Here is a 19,047-nt window from a genome sequence, read left to right as displayed (position 1 = left end):
ATCGTTTTGCGGGTCATCCATATGGTTTTGATATGAGAATGCGGCAACTGCAGTGTTTCGTCGTTCTGGCGGAAGAGCTGAACTTCACCCGGGCCGCCGTGCGACTGAACATGTCGCAACCGCCGCTGAGCCTGCAAATTCAATCGCTTGAGCGGGAAATCGGGGCCGAGCTTTTCGACCGCAGCAGCCGCAAGATTGCCCTGACCGCAGCGGGCGCGAGCTTCGAGCGGCGCGCCCGCACCATACTGGCCCAGCACGACCGCGCCCTGCTGGAAATTCACGAGGCGCAGTCGGGGCGGCAGGGACAACTGGATATCGGCACCACCGGATCGATCCTGCGCTCTGGTCTGGCGGATCTGCTGATGCGCTTCAGCGCCGAATATCCGGGCATCACCGTGCGCCTGCACGAGAAATCGCCCGCCCTGCAGGTCAGCGATCTGGTCAGCGGGCGGCTGGACGTCAGCTTCAACCGATCTGCACCCGCGCATGACGATCTGACCCACACGCTTGCCTGGCAGGAGGAGCTGGTGGTCCTGCTGCCCGAGGGGCATCCGCTGGGCGGCAAGGCCACGGTCTCGATCGATGAGTTGCGGGGCGAGACCCATATCATCCTGCGCCCCGACAGCTCGGATTTTGCGGCCTATATCCAATCGCTGCTGACCGGCGGGCGGTTCCAGCTGAAGGTCTCGCAGCAGATCATCGACGCGCAATCCATCCCCAGCCTTGTCGCCGCCGGGTTTGGCGTCAGCATCGTGCCCGCCGGGATCGCGCGGCTGACCGCCGGGCCGCTGGTCTTTCGCCAGATCGCGCCGGACCCGCCCTTGTCGGACATCCACGCGGTCTATCACCGGCACCTGCGGACGCCCGCGCTGGAGGCCTTGCTGCTGGCGCTGCGCTCCTCGGACGGGTCGAAGGGCGGCAGCCGGATCGTGAGGATTTCGGATCGAGATATGGATTATAGATAGTTGATGACGCTGACCTTGCGGCGCGTCGTCACCGGCCTCCCTGAAATATCCATTGAAAACAGCGGTCAATCATCATTCCTGCTGATCCTCGATCATAGATAGTTTGCGGAATTGAGCTTCGTCCTCTCGCCTTGTCTGCTTCACCGCAGCGAACAGGGGGCGATATGCAGACCAAAGCCGATGTTATCTATAATCTTCCGTTGATGGATCTGCTCTGGCAGGCGCAGACCGTGCATCGGCAGAACTTCGACCCCAACCGCATCCAATGTGCCAAGCTGCTGTCGATCAAGACCGGCGGCTGCCCCGAGGATTGCGCCTATTGCGCGCAATCGGCGCGCAATGGCTCGACGTTGGGGGCCTCGAAACTGATGGAGGTGCAGCGCGTTCTGGCCGAGGCGCGGAAGGCCAAGGACGCGGGGGCCACGCGCTATTGCATGGGCGCGGCCTGGCGCTCGCCCAAGGAGCGCGACATGCCCGCCGTCATCGCCATGATCGAAGGCGTGAAGGCCATGGGGCTGGAGACCTGCATGACCCTTGGCATGCTTGAATGCGATCAGGTGGTCCGTCTGAAGGCGGCGGGGCTGGATTACTACAACCACAATATCGACACCTCCGAGAGCTTCTACCCCTCGATCATCACCACCCGCAGTTTCACCGACCGGCTGGAGACGCTGGAGCTGGTGCGGCAGGCGGGGATCAACGTCTGCTCGGGCGGGATCATCGGCATGGGCGAGACGGCCGAGGACCGCGTCTCGATGCTGCAGACGCTGACCGATCTGCCCGAGCCGCCGAAATCCATCCCGATCAACATGCTGATGCGCATGGCCGACACGCCTCTGGCCGACGTGACCCCGCTGGACCCGATCGAGATGGTGCGCACCATCGCCACCGCCCGCATCCTTGCGCCGGCATCCTACGTTCGCCTGTCGGCCGGACGCAGCGAGATGTCGGATGAATTGCAGGCGATGTGCTTCTTTGCGGGCGCGAATTCGATCTTCATTGGCGACACGCTCTTGACCGCCGACAACCCCGACGCCGCCAAGGATGCGCAACTGTTCCAGAAGCTGGGCCTGATGGCGGAAGAGCTGGCGTGACGGCCTTTCTGCGCCACGCCGAGCGGCTGCAGGCGCTGGAGACCCGGGGACGCTTGCGCCAACTGGCCCCGGCGCGGGGGCGCGATTTCGCCTCGAACGACTATCTGGGGCTGGCCGGGTCCGAGTTTTTGCGCCGCGCCATGGCCGAGGCTCTGGCGCGGGGCGTGCCGGTGGGGGCGGCGGGCTCGCGGCTTTTGCGCGGCAATCACCCCGAGCATGAGGCGCTGGAGGCCGAGGCCGCCCGCTTCTTCGGGACCGAGGCCGCGCTTTTCATGGGCGGCGGTTTTCAGGCCAATCAGGCGATTTTCTCCAGCCTGCCGATGGCGGGTGATCTGGTCCTGCATGACGCGCTGATCCACGCCAGCGCGCATGAGGGGATGCGCCTTGGCCCGGCGCATGTCGCGGGCTTTCGCCACAATGACGTCGAGCATGCGCGGGCGATGATTGCCGAGTGGCGTGCCTCGGGCGGGCGCGGGCGGGTCTGGATTGCGCTGGAAACCGTCTATTCGATGGAGGGCGATCTTGCCCCGCTAGCGGATTTCGCCGCGCTCGCGCGGGCCGAGGAGGCGGTGCTGGTGCTGGATGAGGCGCATTCGACCGGGCTTTACGGCCCCCTTGGGCAGGGGCATGGGGCGAGGCTTACAGATGTGGCGATGGTCGCGCTGCACACCTGCGGCAAGGCTCTGGGCGGCAGCGGGGCGCTGATCTGCGCCGACCGCGTGCTGGTTCAGACGCTGGTCAATCGCGCCCGACCCTTCGTCTTCGCGACCGCGCCCTCGCCCCTGATGGCGGCGTCCATGCGCGCGGTGATCGCGCATCTTCAGGGCAACCCGGCCTGTATCGCGCAGGCGGCGGCGTTGCGCGCCCATGCCCATATGGCGGGGAGGGGGCTGGGCCTTTCGCTGCCGGAAAGCCAGATCCTGCCGCTGGTAATTGGAGACGACCAGCCCGCCCTGAGGGCAGCGGCGGCCCTGCAGGCAGAGGGTTTCGACATCCGCGCCATCCGCCCGCCGACCGTGCCCAAAGGCTCGGCCCGGCTACGGATCTCGGTCACCGGAAACGTGACGCGGGATGACATCGATGCGCTGTTCGCACTGATCGGCGATCTGAAGGAAAGGGGCTACAGATGAGCGCGGTGATCGTGACCGGCACGGATACGGGCATTGGCAAGACGGTCTTCTCGGCCGGGCTGGTGCAGGCCCTTGGTGCGACCTATTGGAAGCCGGTCCAATCGGGGCTCGAGGAAGAGACCGACAGCGACACCGTTGCCCGCCTGACCGGGTGCCCCTGCCTGCCCGAGGCCTATCGGTTAAGCCTGCCTGCCTCGCCCCATCTGTCCGCCGCGCGCGAAGGGGTGGTGATCGAACCCGGCGCGCTGGACCTGCCGCAGACCGCAGGTCCGCTGGTAGTCGAGGGCGCGGGCGGGGCACTGGTGCCGCTGCGCGAGGGCTTTACCTTCGCCGATCAGATGGCGCGCTGGCAGGCCCCCGTCATCATCGTGGCCCGCACGGGGCTGGGGACGATCAACCACAGCCTGATGACAATCGAGGCGCTGCGCCAGCGCGGCGTGCCCATTCTTGGCATCGCCTTTGTGGGCGACGAGGTGGCGGACAGTCAGGGGATCATCTGCCGGATGGGGCAGTTGCGCAGTCTGGGACGCCTGCCGCGCCTGGCGTTGCTGACCTGCGAAGCGCTGGCCGCCGCCTTCCGTGCCATCGACCTGACCGCCATCCGCGAGGCCCTGTGATGGATGCGCTCGCCATCGACCGCCGCCACATCTGGCACCCCTATACCGCCATGACCCAGCCGCAGCCCATGCATCTGGTCGAGCGAGCCGAGGGCATCTGGCTGCATCTGTCGGACGGGCGGCGGATGATCGACGCCATGTCCTCGTGGTGGTGCGCGGCCTATGGCCATGCGCCCGCGCCTCTGGTCGCTGCGCTGAAGGCGCAGGCGGACCGGATGCCACATGTCATGTTCGGCGGGCTGACGCATCACCCGGCGACCGAGCTGACGCGCAAGCTGGTGGCGCTGCTGCCGGACGGTTTGGACCGGGTGTTTTACGCCGACAGCGGCTCGGTCGCGGTCGAGGTGGCGGTCAAGATGGCCGTGCAGGCGCAGATCGCTGCAGGGAACCCCGCGCGCACCAGCCTGGCCACCGCGCGCGGCGGCTATCACGGCGACACCTGGAAGGCGATGAGCCTTTGTGACCCCGACAATGGCATGCACAGCCACTTCGGCGCGGCGATCAGCGCGCAGCATTTCGTGCCCATGCCGCCCGTCGCCTTTAACGCCGACTGGACCGAGGACCCGGCGCAAAACGGCCTTGGCGCGGTCGAGGCGCTGTTTGCCCGCCACGGCCCGCAGATCGCCGCCTTCATCATCGAGCCTGTCGTGCAGGGCGCGGGCGGCATGCGTTTCTATCATCCCGCCTATCTGCGGGGGCTGCGCGCGCTTTGCGACCAGTTCGACATCCTGCTGATCTTCGATGAGATCGCGACGGCTTTCGGGCGCACCGGCGCGACCTTCGGCATGGAACACGCGGGCGTGGTGCCGGACATCCTCTGCCTCGGGAAAGCGCTGACCGGCGGCATGATGAGCTTTGCGGCCACCATCGCCAGCGGCAGGGTCGCGCAGATGATCGGGCAGGGCAGCCCTGCGGCGCTGATGCACGGGCCCACCTTCATGGGCAATCCGCTGGCCTGCGCCGTCGCGGGCGCGGCGCTGGACCTGTGGGGCACGCGCGACTGGGCGGCTGAGGCCCGCCGCATCGGCGCGCAGTTGCAGGGCGAACTGGCCCCGGCGCGGGATTTCGCAGGCGCGGCCGACCTGCGCGTTCTTGGTGCGATTGGCGTGATCGAGATGCGCGCGCCCCTGCCCATGGCCCGTGTCCACGCCTTCTGCGCCGAGACCGGCGTCTGGCTGCGGCCCTTCGGCAGGCTGCTTTACGCCATGCCGCCGCTGATCACGCCGCCCGGGCAGGTCTCGCAGATCGCACACGCGATGCTGACCATCGCGCGGGGCCTCTGATGCGCGCGCAATGGCTGCGGCGCGACGGGGGGCGAGAGCTGACGCTGGTCCTGTCCGGCTGGGCGGTGGGGGCGATGCCCTTCGCCCATTTGGCGGGCAGGGGCGATGTGCTGCTGCTGGATGATTACCGCGATGAGGCGCTGCCGCTGGCGCTGATCGCGCCCTGGCGGCGGTTCAGGCTGCTGGCCTATTCGCTGGGCGTCGGCGTGGCCGCGCGGATTTGGGGCCAGATCGCGCCGGAACGCTCGGTCGCCGTCTGCGGTACGCCATTTGCGGCGCATGAGACGCTGGGCATCGCGCCCGAAATCTATGCCTCAACGCAGGCCGCTGTGACACCCGAGGGCATGGCTCGCTTTGCCCGCCGTGCGGGATGCACCTTGCCGCCTGATCTCGATTTCGCTGCGCTGGCGCAGGAACTCGACCTTTTGCGGGGACGGCAGGCCCCAGACATTCCGCCCTTCGACCGCATCCATGCCGGAAAGCGTGATCGCATTTTCACCCATGCGGCCATGACCGCTGGCTGGGCCGGGCGACCCATCGACTGGCACGACAGCGGCCACAACCCCTTCCCGATGTGGCGAAGCTGGGATGAGGTCTTCGCATGACCTCGGCCCGCGTCGCGCAGACCTTTGCCCGGCATCTGCCGAGCTATGACACCGAGGCGCGGGCGCAGCGCCTGATCGCCGCGACCCTGTTTCAGGCGCTGGAGCCGGTCACGCCCCGCCATCCGCGCCTGCTGGAAGCCGGTCACGGCACCGGATTTCTGACCCGCGACCTGCTGGCGCTGCAACCTCAGGCGCTGTGGCTGAACGATCTGTCAGCGCCGCTGCCGGATCTGCAATACCCCGCGCCGCCGCAGGTGCTGGCGGGCGATATCGCGCATCTGCCGCTGCCGCTGGAACTGGACCTGATCGCCAGCGCCTCGATGCTGCAATGGCTACCCGAGCCCGAGGCGCTGATCCGCCGGTTCTGCGCCGTGCTGCGTCCCGGGGGCGTCATTGCGCTGTCGGGTTTCGGGCCGGGGAACTTCCCCGAACTGGCGCAGATGGGCCTGCCCGCAGGCGCGCCCTCTTATCGTGATGCGAATGCCCTTGCCGCTGCCCTACCCAAGGGGATGGAAATCCTATGGGCACGGGATGCGACGATCACGCTGACCTTCGCCTCGGCGCAGGGGCTGTTTGGCCATCTGCGTGCGACCGGGGTGAATGGCGCGCAGGGTGGGCAGATGGCCCCCTCCGCGCTGAAATCGCTGATGGCGCGGATGAACCTTGGGGGGAATTTGACTTTGACCTATTGTCCCTCCTATCTGCTGGCACGCAAGCCGGGGCGGGTCCGGGCTGCACGCGGCAAGGAGTGGGCCTGAGGCATGGCGTATACGCCCTCACCGGATCTGATCGCGGCCGAGCTGACGCGCCGCATCGTGCGGGGCGAGCTGCTGGCCGGGGAAAAGCTGCGTCAGGATTATATCGCCGCCGAATTCGGCGTGAGCCACGTCCCCGCGCGTGAGGCTCTGCTGCGGCTGGTCGCCAAGGGTCTGGCCGTCTCGCAGCCCCATCGCGGAGTGCAGGTCGCGCCGCTGGACCCTTTGGCGCATAAGGAGCTGAAGCTGATGCGTCTGGCGCTGGAGCCGATGGCGCTTGCGCATTCCGTGCCGCATCTGACGCCCCAGCAGATCCGCGAGGCCGAGGAGCTGCGCCACGCCTGCGACCGCGCCGACAATATCTTCGACTGGGAAGAGTATAACCGCGCCTTCCACAGCAAGATCTATGAGGGCTGCGAGATGCCGCGTCTGGTCGAATCCGTCGACAATCTGCAGAACGCGGCCTCGCGCTATATCCTGATCCATTATCGCAACCGCTGGCGTCCGCGCATCGATGCGGATCACCACGGCATCATGGCCGCCATCCGGCGCCGGGATGCGAAATCCGCCTCGGCCATTCTGGTGCGGCATCTGCAGCGACTGAACCTGACGGTGTAAGGGCGCATCCGTCACGCAATCTGCATATGATCTGGCATAATCGCCCGATGACCAGGGATCGAGGAGCGATGATGCCAGCCGAGAGCGCCAAGCCGATTGTGACAGAAGGAACTCCGGCTGAGGTCTTCGGGGCGTTTCTGAAGCTGGGCCTGACCTCGTTCGGCGGGCCCATCGCGCATCTGGGGTATTTCCGCGATGAACTGGTCCTGCGACGGCGCTGGCTTTCGGATCAGGCTTATGCAGATCTGGTCGCGCTGTGCCAGTTCCTGCCGGGGCCGGCCTCGTCGCAGGCGGGCTTTGCACTGGGGATGATGCGCGCGGGCTGGCTGGGGGCGTTGGCGGCCTTTCTGGCCTTCACCCTGCCTTCGGCCCTTGCGCTGACGGTTTTCGCGATGACGGCGGGCGCGATCTCGGGTCCGGTCGGGCAGGGGGCGCTGCATGGGCTGAAGATCGTGGCCGTGGCGATTGTCGCGCAGGCGGTCTGGGGGATGGCGCGCAGCCTCTGCCCGGATCGGTTGCGGGCAAGCATCGCGGTGGGCGCAGTCGTGCTGCTGGCCTTTCTGCCGGGCGCGGTCGGCATGATGGGGGCGATTGTGATGGGCGCGGTGGCAGGGCTGCTGCTGATCCCTGCGGGGCCAGCGGTGACGCCCGGGCAGGTCCGCATGCCAGTGACGAAAACGCAGGCGATTGTCGCGCTTGGCCTCTTTGCCGCCTTGCTGGTGGGGCTGCCGCTTCTGGCGGGCCTCTCTCAGGGGGTAGCGGTGATGGACCGCTTCTATCGTGCGGGCGCGCTGGTCTTTGGCGGCGGGCATGTCGTGCTGCCGCTTCTGCAGGCCGAGATCGTGGCACCCGGCTGGGTCTCGGCCGACCAGTTTCTGGCGGGCTATGGCGCGGCGCAGGCCGTGCCGGGGCCGCTGTTCACCTTCGCCGCCTATCTGGGGGCGGTGCTTGGGCCCGCGCCCCATGGCATCGCGGGCGCGGCATTGGCGTTGATCTCGGTGTTCCTGCCGGGGTTCTTGCTGCTGATCGGTGTGCTGCCGTTCTGGAGCCGCTTCCGCAGCCAGCCCCGCGCCGGAGCGGCAATGCAGGGCGCGAATGCGGCGGTCGTCGGCATTCTGGGCGCGGCGCTTTACAGCCCGGTCTTCACCAGTTCCGTCTTTGGCATGCCGGATTTCGCGCTGGCACTGGCCTGTCTCATAGCGCTGATGATGTGGAAAGCCCCACCCTGGATGGTCGTGCTGATGGCGGCTGCCGGGGGCATCGTGCTGGCGTTCCTGACGGGCTAGCCGTCACATCGGCATCGGCGCGGCCTCATCCTCGGCCTGAGGTTGCTGCCGCCAGAGGTCGGGCGTCGTGCCCTCGGCCTCGCGGAAGACGCGGATCAGATGCGAGGCGTCGCAGAAGCCGGTTTCCTCGGCGATGCGCGTGACGGTGCGGTCGGTCCGGCTCAGCAGCATGCGGGCCTGCGCCAGCCGGATGCGGATGGCGGCGTCTGCAGGCGGAATGCCCAGATCGGCGTTGAAATGCCGCTCGAGCTTGCGGCGTCCGACGCCCAGATCGCGGGCGATGCGGGCAATCGGCAGGGGCGAGTGCAGATTCTGCTGCATCGCCAGCAGGGCGCGGCGCACCAGCGGATCGCGCGCCGACAGTTCCAGCGGCAGGCCGGGCTGGGGGCGATCCGCCGACATGGCCTCATCAATGATCAGGATCGAGAGGCTTTTGCGCGCCGCCGCCCGCCCGATGTGCCGGTCGACCAGAAAGGCCGCTAGATGCGCGGCGCTGACGCCGCCGGGGCACGAGATGCGGTCGCGGTCGACCACGAAGATCTGGTCCGAGACGGGGCGCATCTTCTCGAACTCGGCCAGAAAATCCTCGTGATGGAACCAGCTGACGCAGCAGCGATAGCCGTCCATCAACCCGATCCGGGCCAGCGCGAAAACGCCGGTGCAAAGCCCGCCCAGATGCACCTTGGCCTCGGCCGCGCGGCGCAGGAAGGCGATCTGTTCGGGCGTGAGGCCGGGGCCGCCGTCGATCAGCCCACCGACTACGACGATATAGTCGTACTGGCTGACGTCGCCCATCCGCTCATCCGGCTCGAGCCGCATCCCGCAAGAGGATTGCACCGGCGCCATGTCATGCGAGAGCACCTTCCAGCTGCAGCGGATCGGGCGCGAACCGTCGCCATCATCGGCGGCAAGGCGCAGCACATCGACGAAAGTGGCGAAGGCCGATAGCGTGAAGCGTGGCGTCAGAAGGAAGCCGATGCGCAGGCGGGGGGACGGCGGTGTGGACATGTCGCGATTCGCAGATGGTGGGTGACGCAATGATACCGTGACGCTACGGAAACGCCAGAACCGCCGAAAAGAAAAAGGCCGGGCAGATTGCTCTGGCCCGGCCTGTCATCTGCTGCTTGTGCCGCCCCTACAGCGGGTGATCGCCGGTCGCGTCGATGACGCGGGTTGGCAGGCCCAGCTTGCCCAGCAGCTCAAGGAAGGGGCGGGCGGGCAGATCCTCGACGTTGACCATCTTCTTGACGTCCCATTCGCCACGGGCGACCAGAATGGCCGCTGCCACCGGGGGCACGCCAGCGGTATAGCTAATCCCCTGCGAGCCGACCTCGTTATAGGCGTCCTTGTGGTCGGCGACGTTGTAGATGAAGACCTCGCCCGGCTTGCCGTCGCGGGTGCCCTTCACCAGATCGCCGATACAGGTCTTGCCCTCGTAATCGGGCGCAAGGCTCGCCGGGTCGGGCAGCACGGCCTTGACCACCTTCAGCGGCACGACCTCAAGCCCCTCGGCGGTTTTGACCGGCTGTTCGCTCAGCAGGCCAAGGTTTTGCAGCACGGTGAAGACATTGATGTAATGCTCGCCAAAGCCCATCCAGAAGCGGACGTCCGAGTCCTTGTAGCGGGCCGAGAGGCTGTGAACCTCATCATGGCCCGAGAGATAAGCGGTGCGCTTGCCGACGACCGGCAGGTCCCATTCGCGACCGACCTCGAACATCTTGTTCTCGGTCCATTTGCCGCCCTGCCAGGCGTAGACGGTGCCGGTGAATTCGCGGAAGTTGATCTCGGGGTCGAAGTTCGTGGCGAACCAGCGCCCGTGCGAGCCTGCGTTGATGTCGACGATGTCGATGGACTCGATCTTGTCGAAATATTCATCCTCGGCCAGGCGGGCATAGGCGTTCACCACGCCCGGGTCGAAGCCCACGCCCAGAATGGCGGTCATGCCCGCCTTTTCCACGGCCTCGCGGCGCTTCCATTCATAGTTGCCGTACCACGGCGGGGTTTCGCAGATCTTCGCGGGGTCTTCATGGATGGCGGTGTCCAGATAGGCGGCACCGGTTTCGATGCAGCCCTGAAGCACGGTCATGTTCACGAAGGCTGAACCCACGTTGATGACGATATTCGCGTCGATCTTGCGGATCAGATCGGCCACGGCCTTGCTGTCCATGGCATCGACGGAATGCGAGGTAAATTCGACCTGATGGCCTTTCGCCTTCACGCTGGCGATGATGTCGTCCGCCTTGGACTGGGTCCGGCTGGCGATATGCAGGGCTCCGAATTCGGAGGCGTTCTGAGCGAGTTTATGCGCTGTCACCTGAGCGACGCCACCGGCGCCGATGATGAGAACGTTTTTGGCCAATTCAGTTTCCTTTCAGGTAGAGGTCAGGACAGGCTCGACTTGTAGTCGGCATAGGGGAACGCGCGGACAAGGCGGACAGATCCGTCTTCCTCGCGCAGGGCAATCGAGGGCATGGCGACGCCATTGAACCAGTTCTTCTTGACCATCGTGTAACCGGCCGCATCGCTGATGCTGATGCGGTCGCCGATGCTCAGGCGCTCGGCAAAGCGCGCGTCGCCGAAAATATCGCCCGCAAGGCAGGTTTTCCCGGCGATCTGATAGTCATGCGTGCCGTCCTGCGGTAGCTTTGCCGTCTCGCGATAGATCAGCAGGTCCAGCATATGCGCCTCGATCGAGCTGTCGACGATGGCGACATCCTTGCCGTTGTTGATGATGTCCAGAACCGTGACCTCCAGCGAGGTCGAGCCGGTGATGCTGGCCTCGCCGGGTTCCAGAAACACCTGCACGCCGAACTTTTCAGAGAACGCCTTCAGCCGGTCAGCCAGCGCGTCCAGCGGATAGTCGTCGCCGGTGAAATGGATGCCGCCGCCCAGGCTGACCCAGTCGAGTTTCTTCAGGAACTCGCCGAATTCGGTCTCGATCCGGGTCAGTTGCAGATCAAACAGCGCGAAATCGCGGTTTTCGCAATTATAGTGGATCATCACGCCGTTGATGCGGTCCAGCGCCTGCTCGAGACGCGGCAGATCCCATTCGCCAAGGCGCGAGAATTGCCGCGCGGGATCGGCGAGATCAAAGCCCGAGGTCGAGAAACGCGGGTTCAGCCGCAGCCCGGCCTGAATGCCCTTGGCCTTGGCGCGGTCGCCGAAACGGTCCAGCTGGCCCAGGCTGTTGAAGATGATCTTGTCGGCATAGGAGATGGCCTCGTCGATCTCGTGATCGGCCCAGGCGACGGAATAGGCATGGGTTTCCTTGCCGAATTCCTCATGGCCCAGACGCAGTTCGAACAGGCTGGAAGAGGTCGTGCCATCCATGAAGGGACGCATGAAATCAAAGGCCGACCAGGTCGCGAAGCATTTCAGCGCCAGCAGGCATTTGGCCCCCGACCGTTCCCGCAGGCGGGCGATCTTTTCCATATTGCCCCGCAGCTTGGCGAGGTCGATCAGGTAATAGGGCGTCTGAAGTCCGGCCATGGCGCGCGAAACCTTTGAGGTCAAAGCAGAAAGGCCGCATATAGGGCCAGACTGCAGGTTTCGCAAGGAAAGGTGTCAGCCGCGTGACGGGCCGGGCCGCCTAGTCGCAGCGGTTTCCGTCGGGCCCGAACCAATGCGCGCGGGCCGGATCGGGGCGCAGATGCACCGGCTGATCGACCGGCAGATCATGTTCGCCGACAAGGCGCAGGGTGATGTGCCCGGCCTCGCCATCCGTGTGGACCAGCGTTTCATGGCCCAGCCGCTCGACATGGGTGACGCGGGCGGGAATGCCATGATCGGCCAGCGCGATATGTTCCGGGCGGATGCCCAGTTCGACCGCGCCTGCGGGGGGCGTCAGCCCGCTGCGTTCCGCCGCAAGGAAGTTCATCGAGGGCGAGCCGATGAAGCCCGCGACGAAACGGTTGGCCGGGCGGTTGTAAAGCTCCATGGGAGAGCCGATCTGCGCGATCCGGCCCGCGTTCAGCACGACGATACGGTCGGCCAGCGTCATCGCCTCGACCTGGTCATGGGTCACATAGATCATCGTCGCGCCCAGTTCGCGATGCAGCCGCGCCAGTTCGATCCGGGTCTGGCCGCGCAGGGCGGCGTCGAGGTTCGACAGCGGCTCATCAAACAGGAACAGTTTCGGCCGCCGCACGATGGCGCGGCCAATCGCGACGCGCTGGCGCTGGCCGCCCGAAAGCTCGGCCGGGCGGCGTTGCAGCAGGGGCTCAAGCGCCAGCATCGAGGCGGCGCGCTTGACCGCAGCCTCGACCTCGGCGCGGGGCGTGCCGGCCTGTTTCAGCGCAAGGCCAAGGTTTCCGGCGACCGTCAGATGCGGGTAAAGCGCATAGCTTTGGAAGACCATGGCGATTTCCCGTTTCGCGGGGGGCAGGTCATTCACCCGCTGCCCGCCGATCAGGATATCGCCCGAGGTCGGTTCCTCCAGCCCCGCGATCATCCGCAGAAGCGTGGATTTGCCGCAGCCCGAGGGGCCGACGAAGACGCAGAATTCGCCCGGCTCGACAGCCAGATCGGCGCCGGGGATGACCTCGACACTGCCGAAGGTCTTGCGAAGGTTCCTGATCTCAAGCGCGTGCATCGGGGCCTTTCAGTCTGACGGGTTGGCCGGAGCGGACAGATTCGTCGGCGGCAAGACAGACCGCCAGCGAGGTGACGGCGTCCTGCATGTGGCGGTCAAGGTCCAGATCCTCGGCAATGGCGCGGGCCATGAAGGCGGCCTCGGCGTCGCAAAGCTCCTGATGGCCGGGTTCGCCCTGCATCGACAGATCCTGATCGGGCAGGCCCACGCGATGCAGGCGCAGCTTCGAGGTGCGGGTATGCGTGTCGATATCGTCCGAGCGCGCATCCTCGGCCATGCGGATGCTGACCGCGCCATTCGGGCTGACCACATCCTTCACGAAGAAGGCGGTGTCGGACATCATCGGGCCCCAGCCTGCCTCGTACCAGCCCAGCGAGCCGTCTTCGAAGAGCACCTGAAAATGGCCGTAATTGTACATCTCGGGCGCGATCTCATCCGAGAGGCGCAGGCCCATGCCGCGCACCTCGACCGGGGGCGCGTCGGTGATCTGGCACATGACATCGACGTAATGGACGCCGCAATCGACGATGGGGGGCGTGGTCTGCATCAGCTGCTTGTGCACCTCCCACGTCGGGCCCTTCGACTGCTGGTTCAGGTTCAGCCGGAAGACGTAAGGCCCGCCAAGCGCGCGCGATTCCGCGATCAGCCGCTGCCAGCTGGGGTGGTGGCGCAGGATATAGCCGACGACCAGCTTGCGCTTCAGGCTGCGGGCGGTCTCGACCACGCGGCGGGCGTCCTCGACCGTGGTCGCCAGCGGCTTTTCGACGAAGACATGCGCGCCCGCCTGCATCGCGGCGATGGCGAATTCGGCGTGGCTGTCGGAATAGGTCGCGACCACCACCACATCGGGCCGGGTTGCAGCCAGCGCCTCGTGAAAGTCGGTGTAAAGCGGGATGCCCTGCAACTCGGGCGGCAGATCGGGGGCCGAGCGGTTGACCAGCGCCACCAGCTCGGCCCCCGGCAGTTTCTGCCAGCCAAGCGCATGGCTGCGGCCCATATTGCCCAGACCGGCGACCAGTATCTTCATTTCACGGCTCCTGCGGTGATGCCGCGGATCAGCTGCCGCGAGAATATCAGGTAAAGCACCAGAACCGGCAGGATCGCCAGCGACAGCGCCGCCAGAACCGCGTTCCAGTTGGTGACGAACTGGCCAAGGAAGACCTGCGTGCCAAGGGTGATGGTCTTGACCTCCTCGGTCGATGCCAGAACCAGCGGGAACCACAGGTCGTTCCAGATCGGGATCATGGTGAAGACACCGACCGTCGCCATTGCGGGCCGGACCAAGGGCAGGACCAGCCGGAAGAAGATCGCGTATTCCGAGAGCCCGTCGATGCGCCCCGCCGATTTCAGGTCATCCGAGACGCCGCGCATGAACTCGGACAGGATAAAGACCGCCAGCGGCAGCCCCTGCGCGGTATAGACCAGCACCAGCGCCAGCAGCGTGTTGTTCAGCCCCGCCGCGACCATGCCCTGCAGGATGGCGACCGTGCCAAGGCGAATGGGGATCATGATGCCAAGCGCCAGATAAAGCCCGGTCAGCATGTTGCCGCGAAAGCGGTATTCCGATAGCGCGAAGGCGGCCATGGCGCCAAACAGCAGCACGCAGGTCAGCGAGGCAACGGTCACGATCATGCTGTTCTGGAAATACAGCAGGAAATCGCCCTGTTTCAGCACCGTCTGATAGCCGATCAGGTCGAAACTTTTCGCATCCGGGAAGGCCAGCGGATCGGCAAAGATCGCGCGGCGGTTCTTGAAGCTGTTCAGCACCACCAGAAAGACGGGAAACAGCGCGATGACCGTATAGGTCAGCAACACCGCATGGGCGAGGATCCGGTTGCGGCGCATCAGAACTGATACCTTCTCAACCGGGTCTGGATGGCGAACAGATAGACGCAGACGACCGCCAGAATGATGCCGAACATCACCGTCGCAATCGTTGCTCCCATGTTCGGATCGCCCAGTTGCAGCTGGAAGCCGAAGAAGGTGCGATAGAAGAAGGTCCCCAGAATATCGGTCGAGAAATTCGGCCCCGCCAGCGCCCCCTGCGCCACATAGATCAGGTCGAAGGCGTTGAAGTTCCCCACGAATGTCAGGATCGAGATGATCCCGATCGAGGGCAGGATCAGCGGCAGCTTGATCTTCCAGAACTGCGACCAGCCGGTGACGCCGTCCATCTCGGCGGCTTCCAGCACCTCATCGGGGATCGAAAGCAGCGCGGCATAGATCAGCATCATCGGAATGCCCACGAACTGCCAGACCGAGATCAGCGCCAGCGTCGTCAGCGCCGAGCCCTCTTTGCCCAGCCAGGGCGAGAACAGCGATTTCAGCCCGACCGCATCCAGCATGCCGGGCGCGATGCCCCAGATCGGCGACAGGATCAGCTTCCAGATGAAGCCCACGACCACGAAGCTGAGGATCGTGGGAACAAAGATCGCCGTGCGATAGAAAGCCGCGCCCCGCAATCGGGGTGAGGACAGCAGCGCCGCCAGCAGGATGCCGATGGGGTTCTGCACCAGCATGTGGACGATGAAGAACCAGAGGTTGTTGCCAAGCGCGTTCCAGAAGGACGCGCTCCAACGCGTGTCACCAAAGAGGGTGCGGAAGTTCTGAAGCCCCACGAAGCCGCCGTCGCGGAACAGCGAAAGCTGCAGCGTCGCGAACAGCGGCAGCACCATGATCACCGTATAGACGATGACCGCGGGGGCCAGAAAGACAAGGATATGGGCGCGCTTCATCGTCAGATGACGCCCCTGTCCCGGCAGGGTGCCGGGGCAGGGGCCGCCTTGCTCAGTTGGCGACGGGCGCGGTGGCCTCGCCGGGCTTGTACCAGCTTTCCAGCCCGTCCTGCAGTTTCTTCGCGCCGTCAGCGGGGGTGACGGTGCCGTTGATCACGCTGGCCGAGACGTTCCACATCTCGTTTTCCAGGTTCGGCGTGCCGCGAGACAGGATCTGGTAGCTTGAGCGGATGGTGGACTCGCACTCGCCGCGCCACGAGATGAACTCCTGCGCCAGCGGATCGTCCAGCTTCACCTCGGCATTCGAGAGCGGGAAGAAGCCGGGCAGGGCGTTGGCGTAAAGCGTCGCGAACTCGGGGCTGGCGACCCAGTCGAGGAAGGTGCGCGCCGCATCCGCGTTCTTAGAGGCGGCGTTCAGGCCGATGCCGATATCGGTGTGATCCGAGATATAGCATTTGTCGCCCGAGGCCGGGACGGGCGGCGGGAAGGCCCCCATCTCGAACGCGCCAGCGATCTGCGGGCCGAAGATGCCGATTTCCCACGAACCCGCCGGGAAGATCGCGGCGCGGCCCAGCGTGAACAGGTTCTGGCTGTCGGGATAGGTCTGCGCCTGATAGCCGTCGCCCAGATAGGGACCCCATTTCGCCAGCTGCTCAAGCGGGGCCACGAATTGCGGATCGGTCAGCTTGGCGGTGCCGGCGATCAGCGCCTTGCGGCCTTCCTCGCCCTTCCAATAGTTCGGGCCGATGTTCTGATAGCCCATGGTGGCCGCTTCCCACTGGTCGGCGGTGCCCATGGCCATCGGGACATAGCTGCCCTCTTCCTCGATCTTGTCGAGCGTGGCGAAGAATTCGTCGACGGTCTTCGGCTCGGTCAGGCCCAGCTCGTCGAAGGCGGATTTGTTGTAGATGAAGCCATGGATGACCGAGGCCATCGGCACGCAGAAGGTCTTCGACCCGTCATCCGTCGACCAGCCCGATTTCGCCACATCCGAGAAGTTCGCCATGCCCGGCAGATCGGTCAGATCGGCCAGCTGGCCCTTGTCGAACATCTGCAGCGAGGCGTCGAAGGGGCGGCAGGTGATGATGTCGCCCGCCGATCCGGCCTCAAGCTTCGAGTTCAGGACGGCGTTGTATTCCGCCGGGGCCGAGGGCGCGAAGTTCAGCTTGATGCCGGGATGGGCGGCCTCAAAGGCGGGGATGATCTTTTCCTGCCAGATCGGCAGGTCGTCATTGCGCCAGGATTCGATGGTCAGCGTCACGTCCTGGGCCATGGCTGGCGTCGTCAGCGCGGTCGCCGCCAGCATGGCAGCGGTCAATCTGTGGAACATCGCTCTCTCTCCCTGTTGCGGCCTTTCCGGCGCGCTGTTAGCTGATGAAAAGGATTGCAACCGTGTCATTGGGCCGTCAAGGGGAAGTCGCATGGACCTGTATCTGGGACTGGATGGCGGCGGCACCGGATGTCGGGCCGAGCTGGTCGATGCCGATGGCCGGGTGCTGGGCCGTGGCGAGGGCGGGCCTGCCAATATCAACTCGGATCGGCAGGGCGCGCTGGAGACGATCATGGCGACCGCCGCGCAGGCGCTGGACGGGCGCGACCCCGCCGGGGTGGCCGCCTGTCTGGGGCTGGCGGGGGCCAATATCTCGGGCGCGCGGAATTGGCTGGGGCCGATGCTACCCTTCGGCAAGTCGCGGGTCGTGCATGATGCGGTCACCGCCGTCGCGGGTGCGCTTGGCGCGGCGGACGGTATTGTCGTCGCGATCGGCACGGGGTCGGTCTTTTCGCGCCAGTCGGCGGGCGAGATCCTCTCCATCGGTGGCTGGGGCCCGGTGCTGGGCGATGAGGCCAGCGGGGCCTGGATGGGGAAGCTGCTGCTGACCCTGACGCTGCGGACGATGGACGGCCTCGTCCCGCCCAGCCCGCTGACGCAGGCGGTGCTGGCACAGATGGAGGGCGCACAGGGCATCGTGGGCTTCGCCCGCACCGCGACGGGCGGCGAATTCGCCCGTCTGGCCCGCGTCATGCTGGAGCACCCGGGCGATCCGGTGGCCGAACAGGTGCTGACCGCAGGCTGCGACTATGTGATCGCGGCGGTCGAGCGTCTGCAAGAGGGCGCGCGCCTGCCTGTCACCTTCACCGGCGGTCTGGGCCCGATCTTCGCCGACCGCCTGTTCGATCATTGGAGCCAGCGCCCCGCAAGAGGCACGCCGCTGGACGGCGCGGTCCGTCTGGCGCGGGAGCTGGGCGAGAATGGATAGGGCCATGCCAGCAGAGATCAGACCCGCTACTCCCGAGGACCTGCCCGCGATCACGCATGTGCGCACCTCGGTTCATGAGAACCATCTGTCGGTCGAGGAGATGGTCGAGCTGGGCATCACGCCCGAGGTCGTAACGCAGATGATCCTCGCCTCACCCTGCTGCTGGGTGGCGGTCGAGGAGGGGGCCATCGTCGGCTTCTCGATGATCGATGCCGAGGAAGGCTCGCTGTTCGCGGCCTTCGTGCTGCCCTCGCATGAAGGGAAGGGGATCGGCAGAAGGCTGGTTCAGGTGGCCGAGGATCAGCTCTTCAAGACGCATTCCACCATCTGGCTGGAAACCGGGCGGACGACCCGCGCGGCGGGGTTCTATCGCAGCCTCGACTGGGGCAACGAAAGCGCGATTGGTGAGGACGATATTCGGCTGGAGAAGCGACGGCCCTGACGCGGTGTGCAGGGCAGGTCGGGCTTTTAGTGCCCATCACCTGCCGATGTCACCGCGCCGCTACTCGTCCACCACCGAAAACAGCTTCGGCAACGCGGGGCAGGGCAGCAGGGCGTTCTTGGCCACATCGGCGAGGGTCGCGTTGTGCAGGAACACATAGACATGCGCTGACAGGCTTTCCCACAGCCGGTTCGTCAGGGTCTGCGCCCGCGATCCCGACACGCCGCCCGAGGCACCCGCGCCCACATGCAGCGCGTTCACGGTTTCATCGACCGCCTCCAGCACCTCCGAGACGCGGATCGTCTCGGCCGGGCGGGCCAGACGGTAGCCGCCGCCGGGGCCGCGCACGGAATCGACCAGACCGGCACGGCGCAGGCGCACGAAAAGCTGCTCGAGATAGGGCAGCGAGATGTCCTGACGCTTCGAGATCTCGGCCAGCGAGGTCAGGTCGTCCCCCTTGGCGATGGTCAGGTCGACCAGTGCGACCATGGCGTAACGCCCTTTTGTCGACAATTTCATCCGAACCCTCCCTACGGATTGACGCTATGGGCGCTTCGGGCTAAAGCCCCCAGCCATCCTTGACCGCGTCTTGCCTAATTCACGCGCGCTTCCCAGATAGTCGATCTAGAGCCGTGCCGCCATAGGGTCAAGAAACCCGAATTTCAAAG

20 protein-coding genes are annotated in these 19,047 nt (G+C 65.8%); 11 read left to right on the top strand and 9 right to left on the bottom strand.

From position 1 onward, the window contains the following. The first annotated feature begins 38 nt into the window (after positions 1 to 38). From IQ24_RS16750 to chrA, 9 genes are all read left to right on the top strand, one after another. Positions 39 to 965, top strand: coding sequence for a LysR substrate-binding domain-containing protein (locus tag IQ24_RS16750; RefSeq protein ID WP_242008275.1), 927 nt, complete (start codon positions 39 to 41; stop codon positions 963 to 965). A 164-nt stretch (positions 966 to 1,129) separates the two neighbouring features. Next, the gene (gene bioB / locus IQ24_RS16745; protein ID WP_145399441.1) at positions 1,130 to 2,059 is read left to right on the top strand and encodes a biotin synthase BioB; all 930 of its coding nucleotides are present in this window, start codon (positions 1,130 to 1,132) and stop codon (positions 2,057 to 2,059) included. Further along, positions 2,056 to 3,189: an 8-amino-7-oxononanoate synthase gene (locus tag IQ24_RS16740; RefSeq protein WP_145399440.1), complete on the top strand. Its 1,134-nt coding sequence runs from the start codon at positions 2,056 to 2,058 to the stop codon at positions 3,187 to 3,189. The genes bioB and IQ24_RS16740 overlap by 4 nt, the downstream gene beginning before the upstream one ends. Further along, a complete protein-coding gene (bioD, locus tag IQ24_RS16735) occupies positions 3,186 to 3,806 on the top strand; it encodes a dethiobiotin synthase (RefSeq protein WP_145399439.1) in 621 nt (206 codons plus the stop codon). Before IQ24_RS16740 ends, bioD begins: the two co-directional genes overlap by 4 nt. Beyond that, positions 3,806 to 5,089, top strand: coding sequence for an adenosylmethionine--8-amino-7-oxononanoate transaminase (bioA, locus tag IQ24_RS16730; RefSeq protein ID WP_145399438.1), 1,284 nt, complete (start codon positions 3,806 to 3,808; stop codon positions 5,087 to 5,089). Before bioD ends, bioA begins: the two co-directional genes overlap by 1 nt. After that, positions 5,089 to 5,694: a pimeloyl-ACP methyl esterase BioG family protein gene (locus tag IQ24_RS16725; protein WP_145399437.1), complete on the top strand. Its 606-nt coding sequence runs from the start codon at positions 5,089 to 5,091 to the stop codon at positions 5,692 to 5,694. The genes bioA and IQ24_RS16725 overlap by 1 nt, the downstream gene beginning before the upstream one ends. Continuing rightward, complete coding sequence (locus IQ24_RS16720; RefSeq protein WP_145399436.1) at positions 5,691 to 6,452, top strand: methyltransferase domain-containing protein; 762 nt, start codon at positions 5,691 to 5,693, stop codon at positions 6,450 to 6,452. The genes IQ24_RS16725 and IQ24_RS16720 overlap by 4 nt, the downstream gene beginning before the upstream one ends. 3 nt (positions 6,453 to 6,455) lie before the next feature. Then, positions 6,456 to 7,067: a GntR family transcriptional regulator gene (locus tag IQ24_RS16715; protein ID WP_145399435.1), complete on the top strand. Its 612-nt coding sequence runs from the start codon at positions 6,456 to 6,458 to the stop codon at positions 7,065 to 7,067. Between the two features lie 68 nt (positions 7,068 to 7,135). Further along, the gene (gene chrA / locus IQ24_RS16710) at positions 7,136 to 8,353 is read left to right on the top strand and encodes a chromate efflux transporter (protein WP_199756624.1); all 1,218 of its coding nucleotides are present in this window, start codon (positions 7,136 to 7,138) and stop codon (positions 8,351 to 8,353) included. 3 nt (positions 8,354 to 8,356) lie between these two features. Here the strand turns inward: chrA and IQ24_RS16705 are convergent, their stop codons facing one another. The 8 genes from IQ24_RS16705 to IQ24_RS16670 all read right to left on the bottom strand — a co-directional run bounded on the left by IQ24_RS16705 (position 8,357) and on the right by IQ24_RS16670 (position 17,009). Beyond that, the gene (locus IQ24_RS16705; RefSeq protein WP_145399433.1) at positions 8,357 to 9,361 is read right to left on the bottom strand and encodes a GlxA family transcriptional regulator; all 1,005 of its coding nucleotides are present in this window, start codon (positions 9,359 to 9,361) and stop codon (positions 8,357 to 8,359) included. Between the two features lie 127 nt (positions 9,362 to 9,488). Next, positions 9,489 to 10,712, bottom strand: a complete 1,224-nt coding sequence (locus IQ24_RS16700) for a saccharopine dehydrogenase family protein (protein ID WP_145399432.1) — start codon at positions 10,710 to 10,712, stop codon at positions 9,489 to 9,491. 23 nt (positions 10,713 to 10,735) lie between these two features. Further along, positions 10,736 to 11,842, bottom strand: coding sequence for a carboxynorspermidine decarboxylase (nspC, locus tag IQ24_RS16695; RefSeq protein WP_145399431.1), 1,107 nt, complete (start codon positions 11,840 to 11,842; stop codon positions 10,736 to 10,738). A gap of 100 nt (positions 11,843 to 11,942) precedes the next feature. After that, entirely contained in the window at positions 11,943 to 12,944 is a 1,002-nt protein-coding gene (locus IQ24_RS16690) for an ABC transporter ATP-binding protein (protein WP_145399430.1), read from the bottom strand. After that, complete coding sequence (locus tag IQ24_RS16685) at positions 12,931 to 13,971, bottom strand: Gfo/Idh/MocA family protein (RefSeq protein WP_145399429.1); 1,041 nt, start codon at positions 13,969 to 13,971, stop codon at positions 12,931 to 12,933. The genes IQ24_RS16690 and IQ24_RS16685 overlap by 14 nt, the downstream gene beginning before the upstream one ends. Then, on the bottom strand, positions 13,968 to 14,789 hold the full coding sequence (locus IQ24_RS16680) for a carbohydrate ABC transporter permease (protein ID WP_145399428.1): 822 nt from the start codon (positions 14,787 to 14,789) through the stop codon (positions 13,968 to 13,970). The genes IQ24_RS16685 and IQ24_RS16680 overlap by 4 nt, the downstream gene beginning before the upstream one ends. Further along, positions 14,789 to 15,679, bottom strand: a complete 891-nt coding sequence (locus IQ24_RS16675) for a carbohydrate ABC transporter permease (RefSeq protein WP_199756623.1) — start codon at positions 15,677 to 15,679, stop codon at positions 14,789 to 14,791. The genes IQ24_RS16680 and IQ24_RS16675 overlap by 1 nt, the downstream gene beginning before the upstream one ends. Before the next feature lie 52 nt (positions 15,680 to 15,731). After that, complete coding sequence (locus tag IQ24_RS16670; RefSeq protein ID WP_145399426.1) at positions 15,732 to 17,009, bottom strand: ABC transporter substrate-binding protein; 1,278 nt, start codon at positions 17,007 to 17,009, stop codon at positions 15,732 to 15,734. A 91-nt stretch (positions 17,010 to 17,100) separates the two neighbouring features. Between IQ24_RS16670 and IQ24_RS16665 the strand changes: the two genes are divergently transcribed. Together IQ24_RS16665 and IQ24_RS16660 are read left to right on the top strand one after the other, a co-directional pair. After that, a complete protein-coding gene (locus tag IQ24_RS16665) occupies positions 17,101 to 17,937 on the top strand; it encodes a glucosamine kinase nucleotide-binding domain-containing protein (RefSeq protein WP_158637559.1) in 837 nt (278 codons plus the stop codon). Positions 17,938 to 17,941: 4 nt separating this feature from the next. Then, on the top strand, positions 17,942 to 18,379 hold the full coding sequence (locus IQ24_RS16660) for a GNAT family N-acetyltransferase (protein ID WP_145399424.1): 438 nt from the start codon (positions 17,942 to 17,944) through the stop codon (positions 18,377 to 18,379). Positions 18,380 to 18,439: 60 nt separating this feature from the next. On the opposite strand, the gene iscR is transcribed toward IQ24_RS16660, so the two are convergent. Next, the gene (iscR, locus tag IQ24_RS16655) at positions 18,440 to 18,898 is read right to left on the bottom strand and encodes a Fe-S cluster assembly transcriptional regulator IscR (protein ID WP_145399423.1); all 459 of its coding nucleotides are present in this window, start codon (positions 18,896 to 18,898) and stop codon (positions 18,440 to 18,442) included. Positions 18,899 to 19,047: the final 149 nt, after the last annotated feature.

Source organism: Paracoccus sulfuroxidans (assembly GCF_007830335.1).
GTDB lineage: Bacteria > Pseudomonadota > Alphaproteobacteria > Rhodobacterales > Rhodobacteraceae > Paracoccus > Paracoccus sulfuroxidans.
Note: the sequence above shows the minus strand (reverse complement) of the source record. Positions and strands in the feature narration are given on the sequence as shown.

Bases quoted from the DNA above. Each gene is read 5' to 3' on its own strand.
- iscR (WP_145399423.1), bottom strand. From the start codon at position 18,898: ATGAAATTGTCGACAAAAGGGCGTTACGCCATGGTCGCACTGGTCGAC.
- IQ24_RS16705 (WP_145399433.1), bottom strand. From the start codon at position 9,361: ATGTCCACACCGCCGTCCCCCCGCCTGCGCATCGGCTTCCTTCTGACG.
- bioB (WP_145399441.1), top strand. From the start codon at position 1,130: ATGCAGACCAAAGCCGATGTTATCTATAATCTTCCGTTGATGGATCTG.
- IQ24_RS16720 (WP_145399436.1), top strand. From the start codon at position 5,691: ATGACCTCGGCCCGCGTCGCGCAGACCTTTGCCCGGCATCTGCCGAGC.
- IQ24_RS16750 (WP_242008275.1), top strand. From the start codon at position 39: ATGCGGCAACTGCAGTGTTTCGTCGTTCTGGCGGAAGAGCTGAACTTC.
- bioD (WP_145399439.1), top strand. From the start codon at position 3,186: ATGAGCGCGGTGATCGTGACCGGCACGGATACGGGCATTGGCAAGACG.
- nspC (WP_145399431.1), bottom strand. From the start codon at position 11,842: ATGGCCGGACTTCAGACGCCCTATTACCTGATCGACCTCGCCAAGCTG.
- chrA (WP_199756624.1), top strand. From the start codon at position 7,136: ATGATGCCAGCCGAGAGCGCCAAGCCGATTGTGACAGAAGGAACTCCG.
- IQ24_RS16690 (WP_145399430.1), bottom strand. From the start codon at position 12,944: ATGCACGCGCTTGAGATCAGGAACCTTCGCAAGACCTTCGGCAGTGTC.
- IQ24_RS16665 (WP_158637559.1), top strand. From the start codon at position 17,101: ATGGACCTGTATCTGGGACTGGATGGCGGCGGCACCGGATGTCGGGCC.
- IQ24_RS16660 (WP_145399424.1), top strand. From the start codon at position 17,942: ATGCCAGCAGAGATCAGACCCGCTACTCCCGAGGACCTGCCCGCGATC.
- IQ24_RS16685 (WP_145399429.1), bottom strand. From the start codon at position 13,971: ATGAAGATACTGGTCGCCGGTCTGGGCAATATGGGCCGCAGCCATGCG.
- IQ24_RS16725 (WP_145399437.1), top strand. From the start codon at position 5,089: ATGCGCGCGCAATGGCTGCGGCGCGACGGGGGGCGAGAGCTGACGCTG.
- bioA (WP_145399438.1), top strand. From the start codon at position 3,806: ATGGATGCGCTCGCCATCGACCGCCGCCACATCTGGCACCCCTATACC.
- IQ24_RS16675 (WP_199756623.1), bottom strand. From the start codon at position 15,679: ATGAAGCGCGCCCATATCCTTGTCTTTCTGGCCCCCGCGGTCATCGTC.
- IQ24_RS16670 (WP_145399426.1), bottom strand. From the start codon at position 17,009: ATGTTCCACAGATTGACCGCTGCCATGCTGGCGGCGACCGCGCTGACG.
- IQ24_RS16715 (WP_145399435.1), top strand. From the start codon at position 6,456: ATGGCGTATACGCCCTCACCGGATCTGATCGCGGCCGAGCTGACGCGC.
- IQ24_RS16680 (WP_145399428.1), bottom strand. From the start codon at position 14,789: ATGCGCCGCAACCGGATCCTCGCCCATGCGGTGTTGCTGACCTATACG.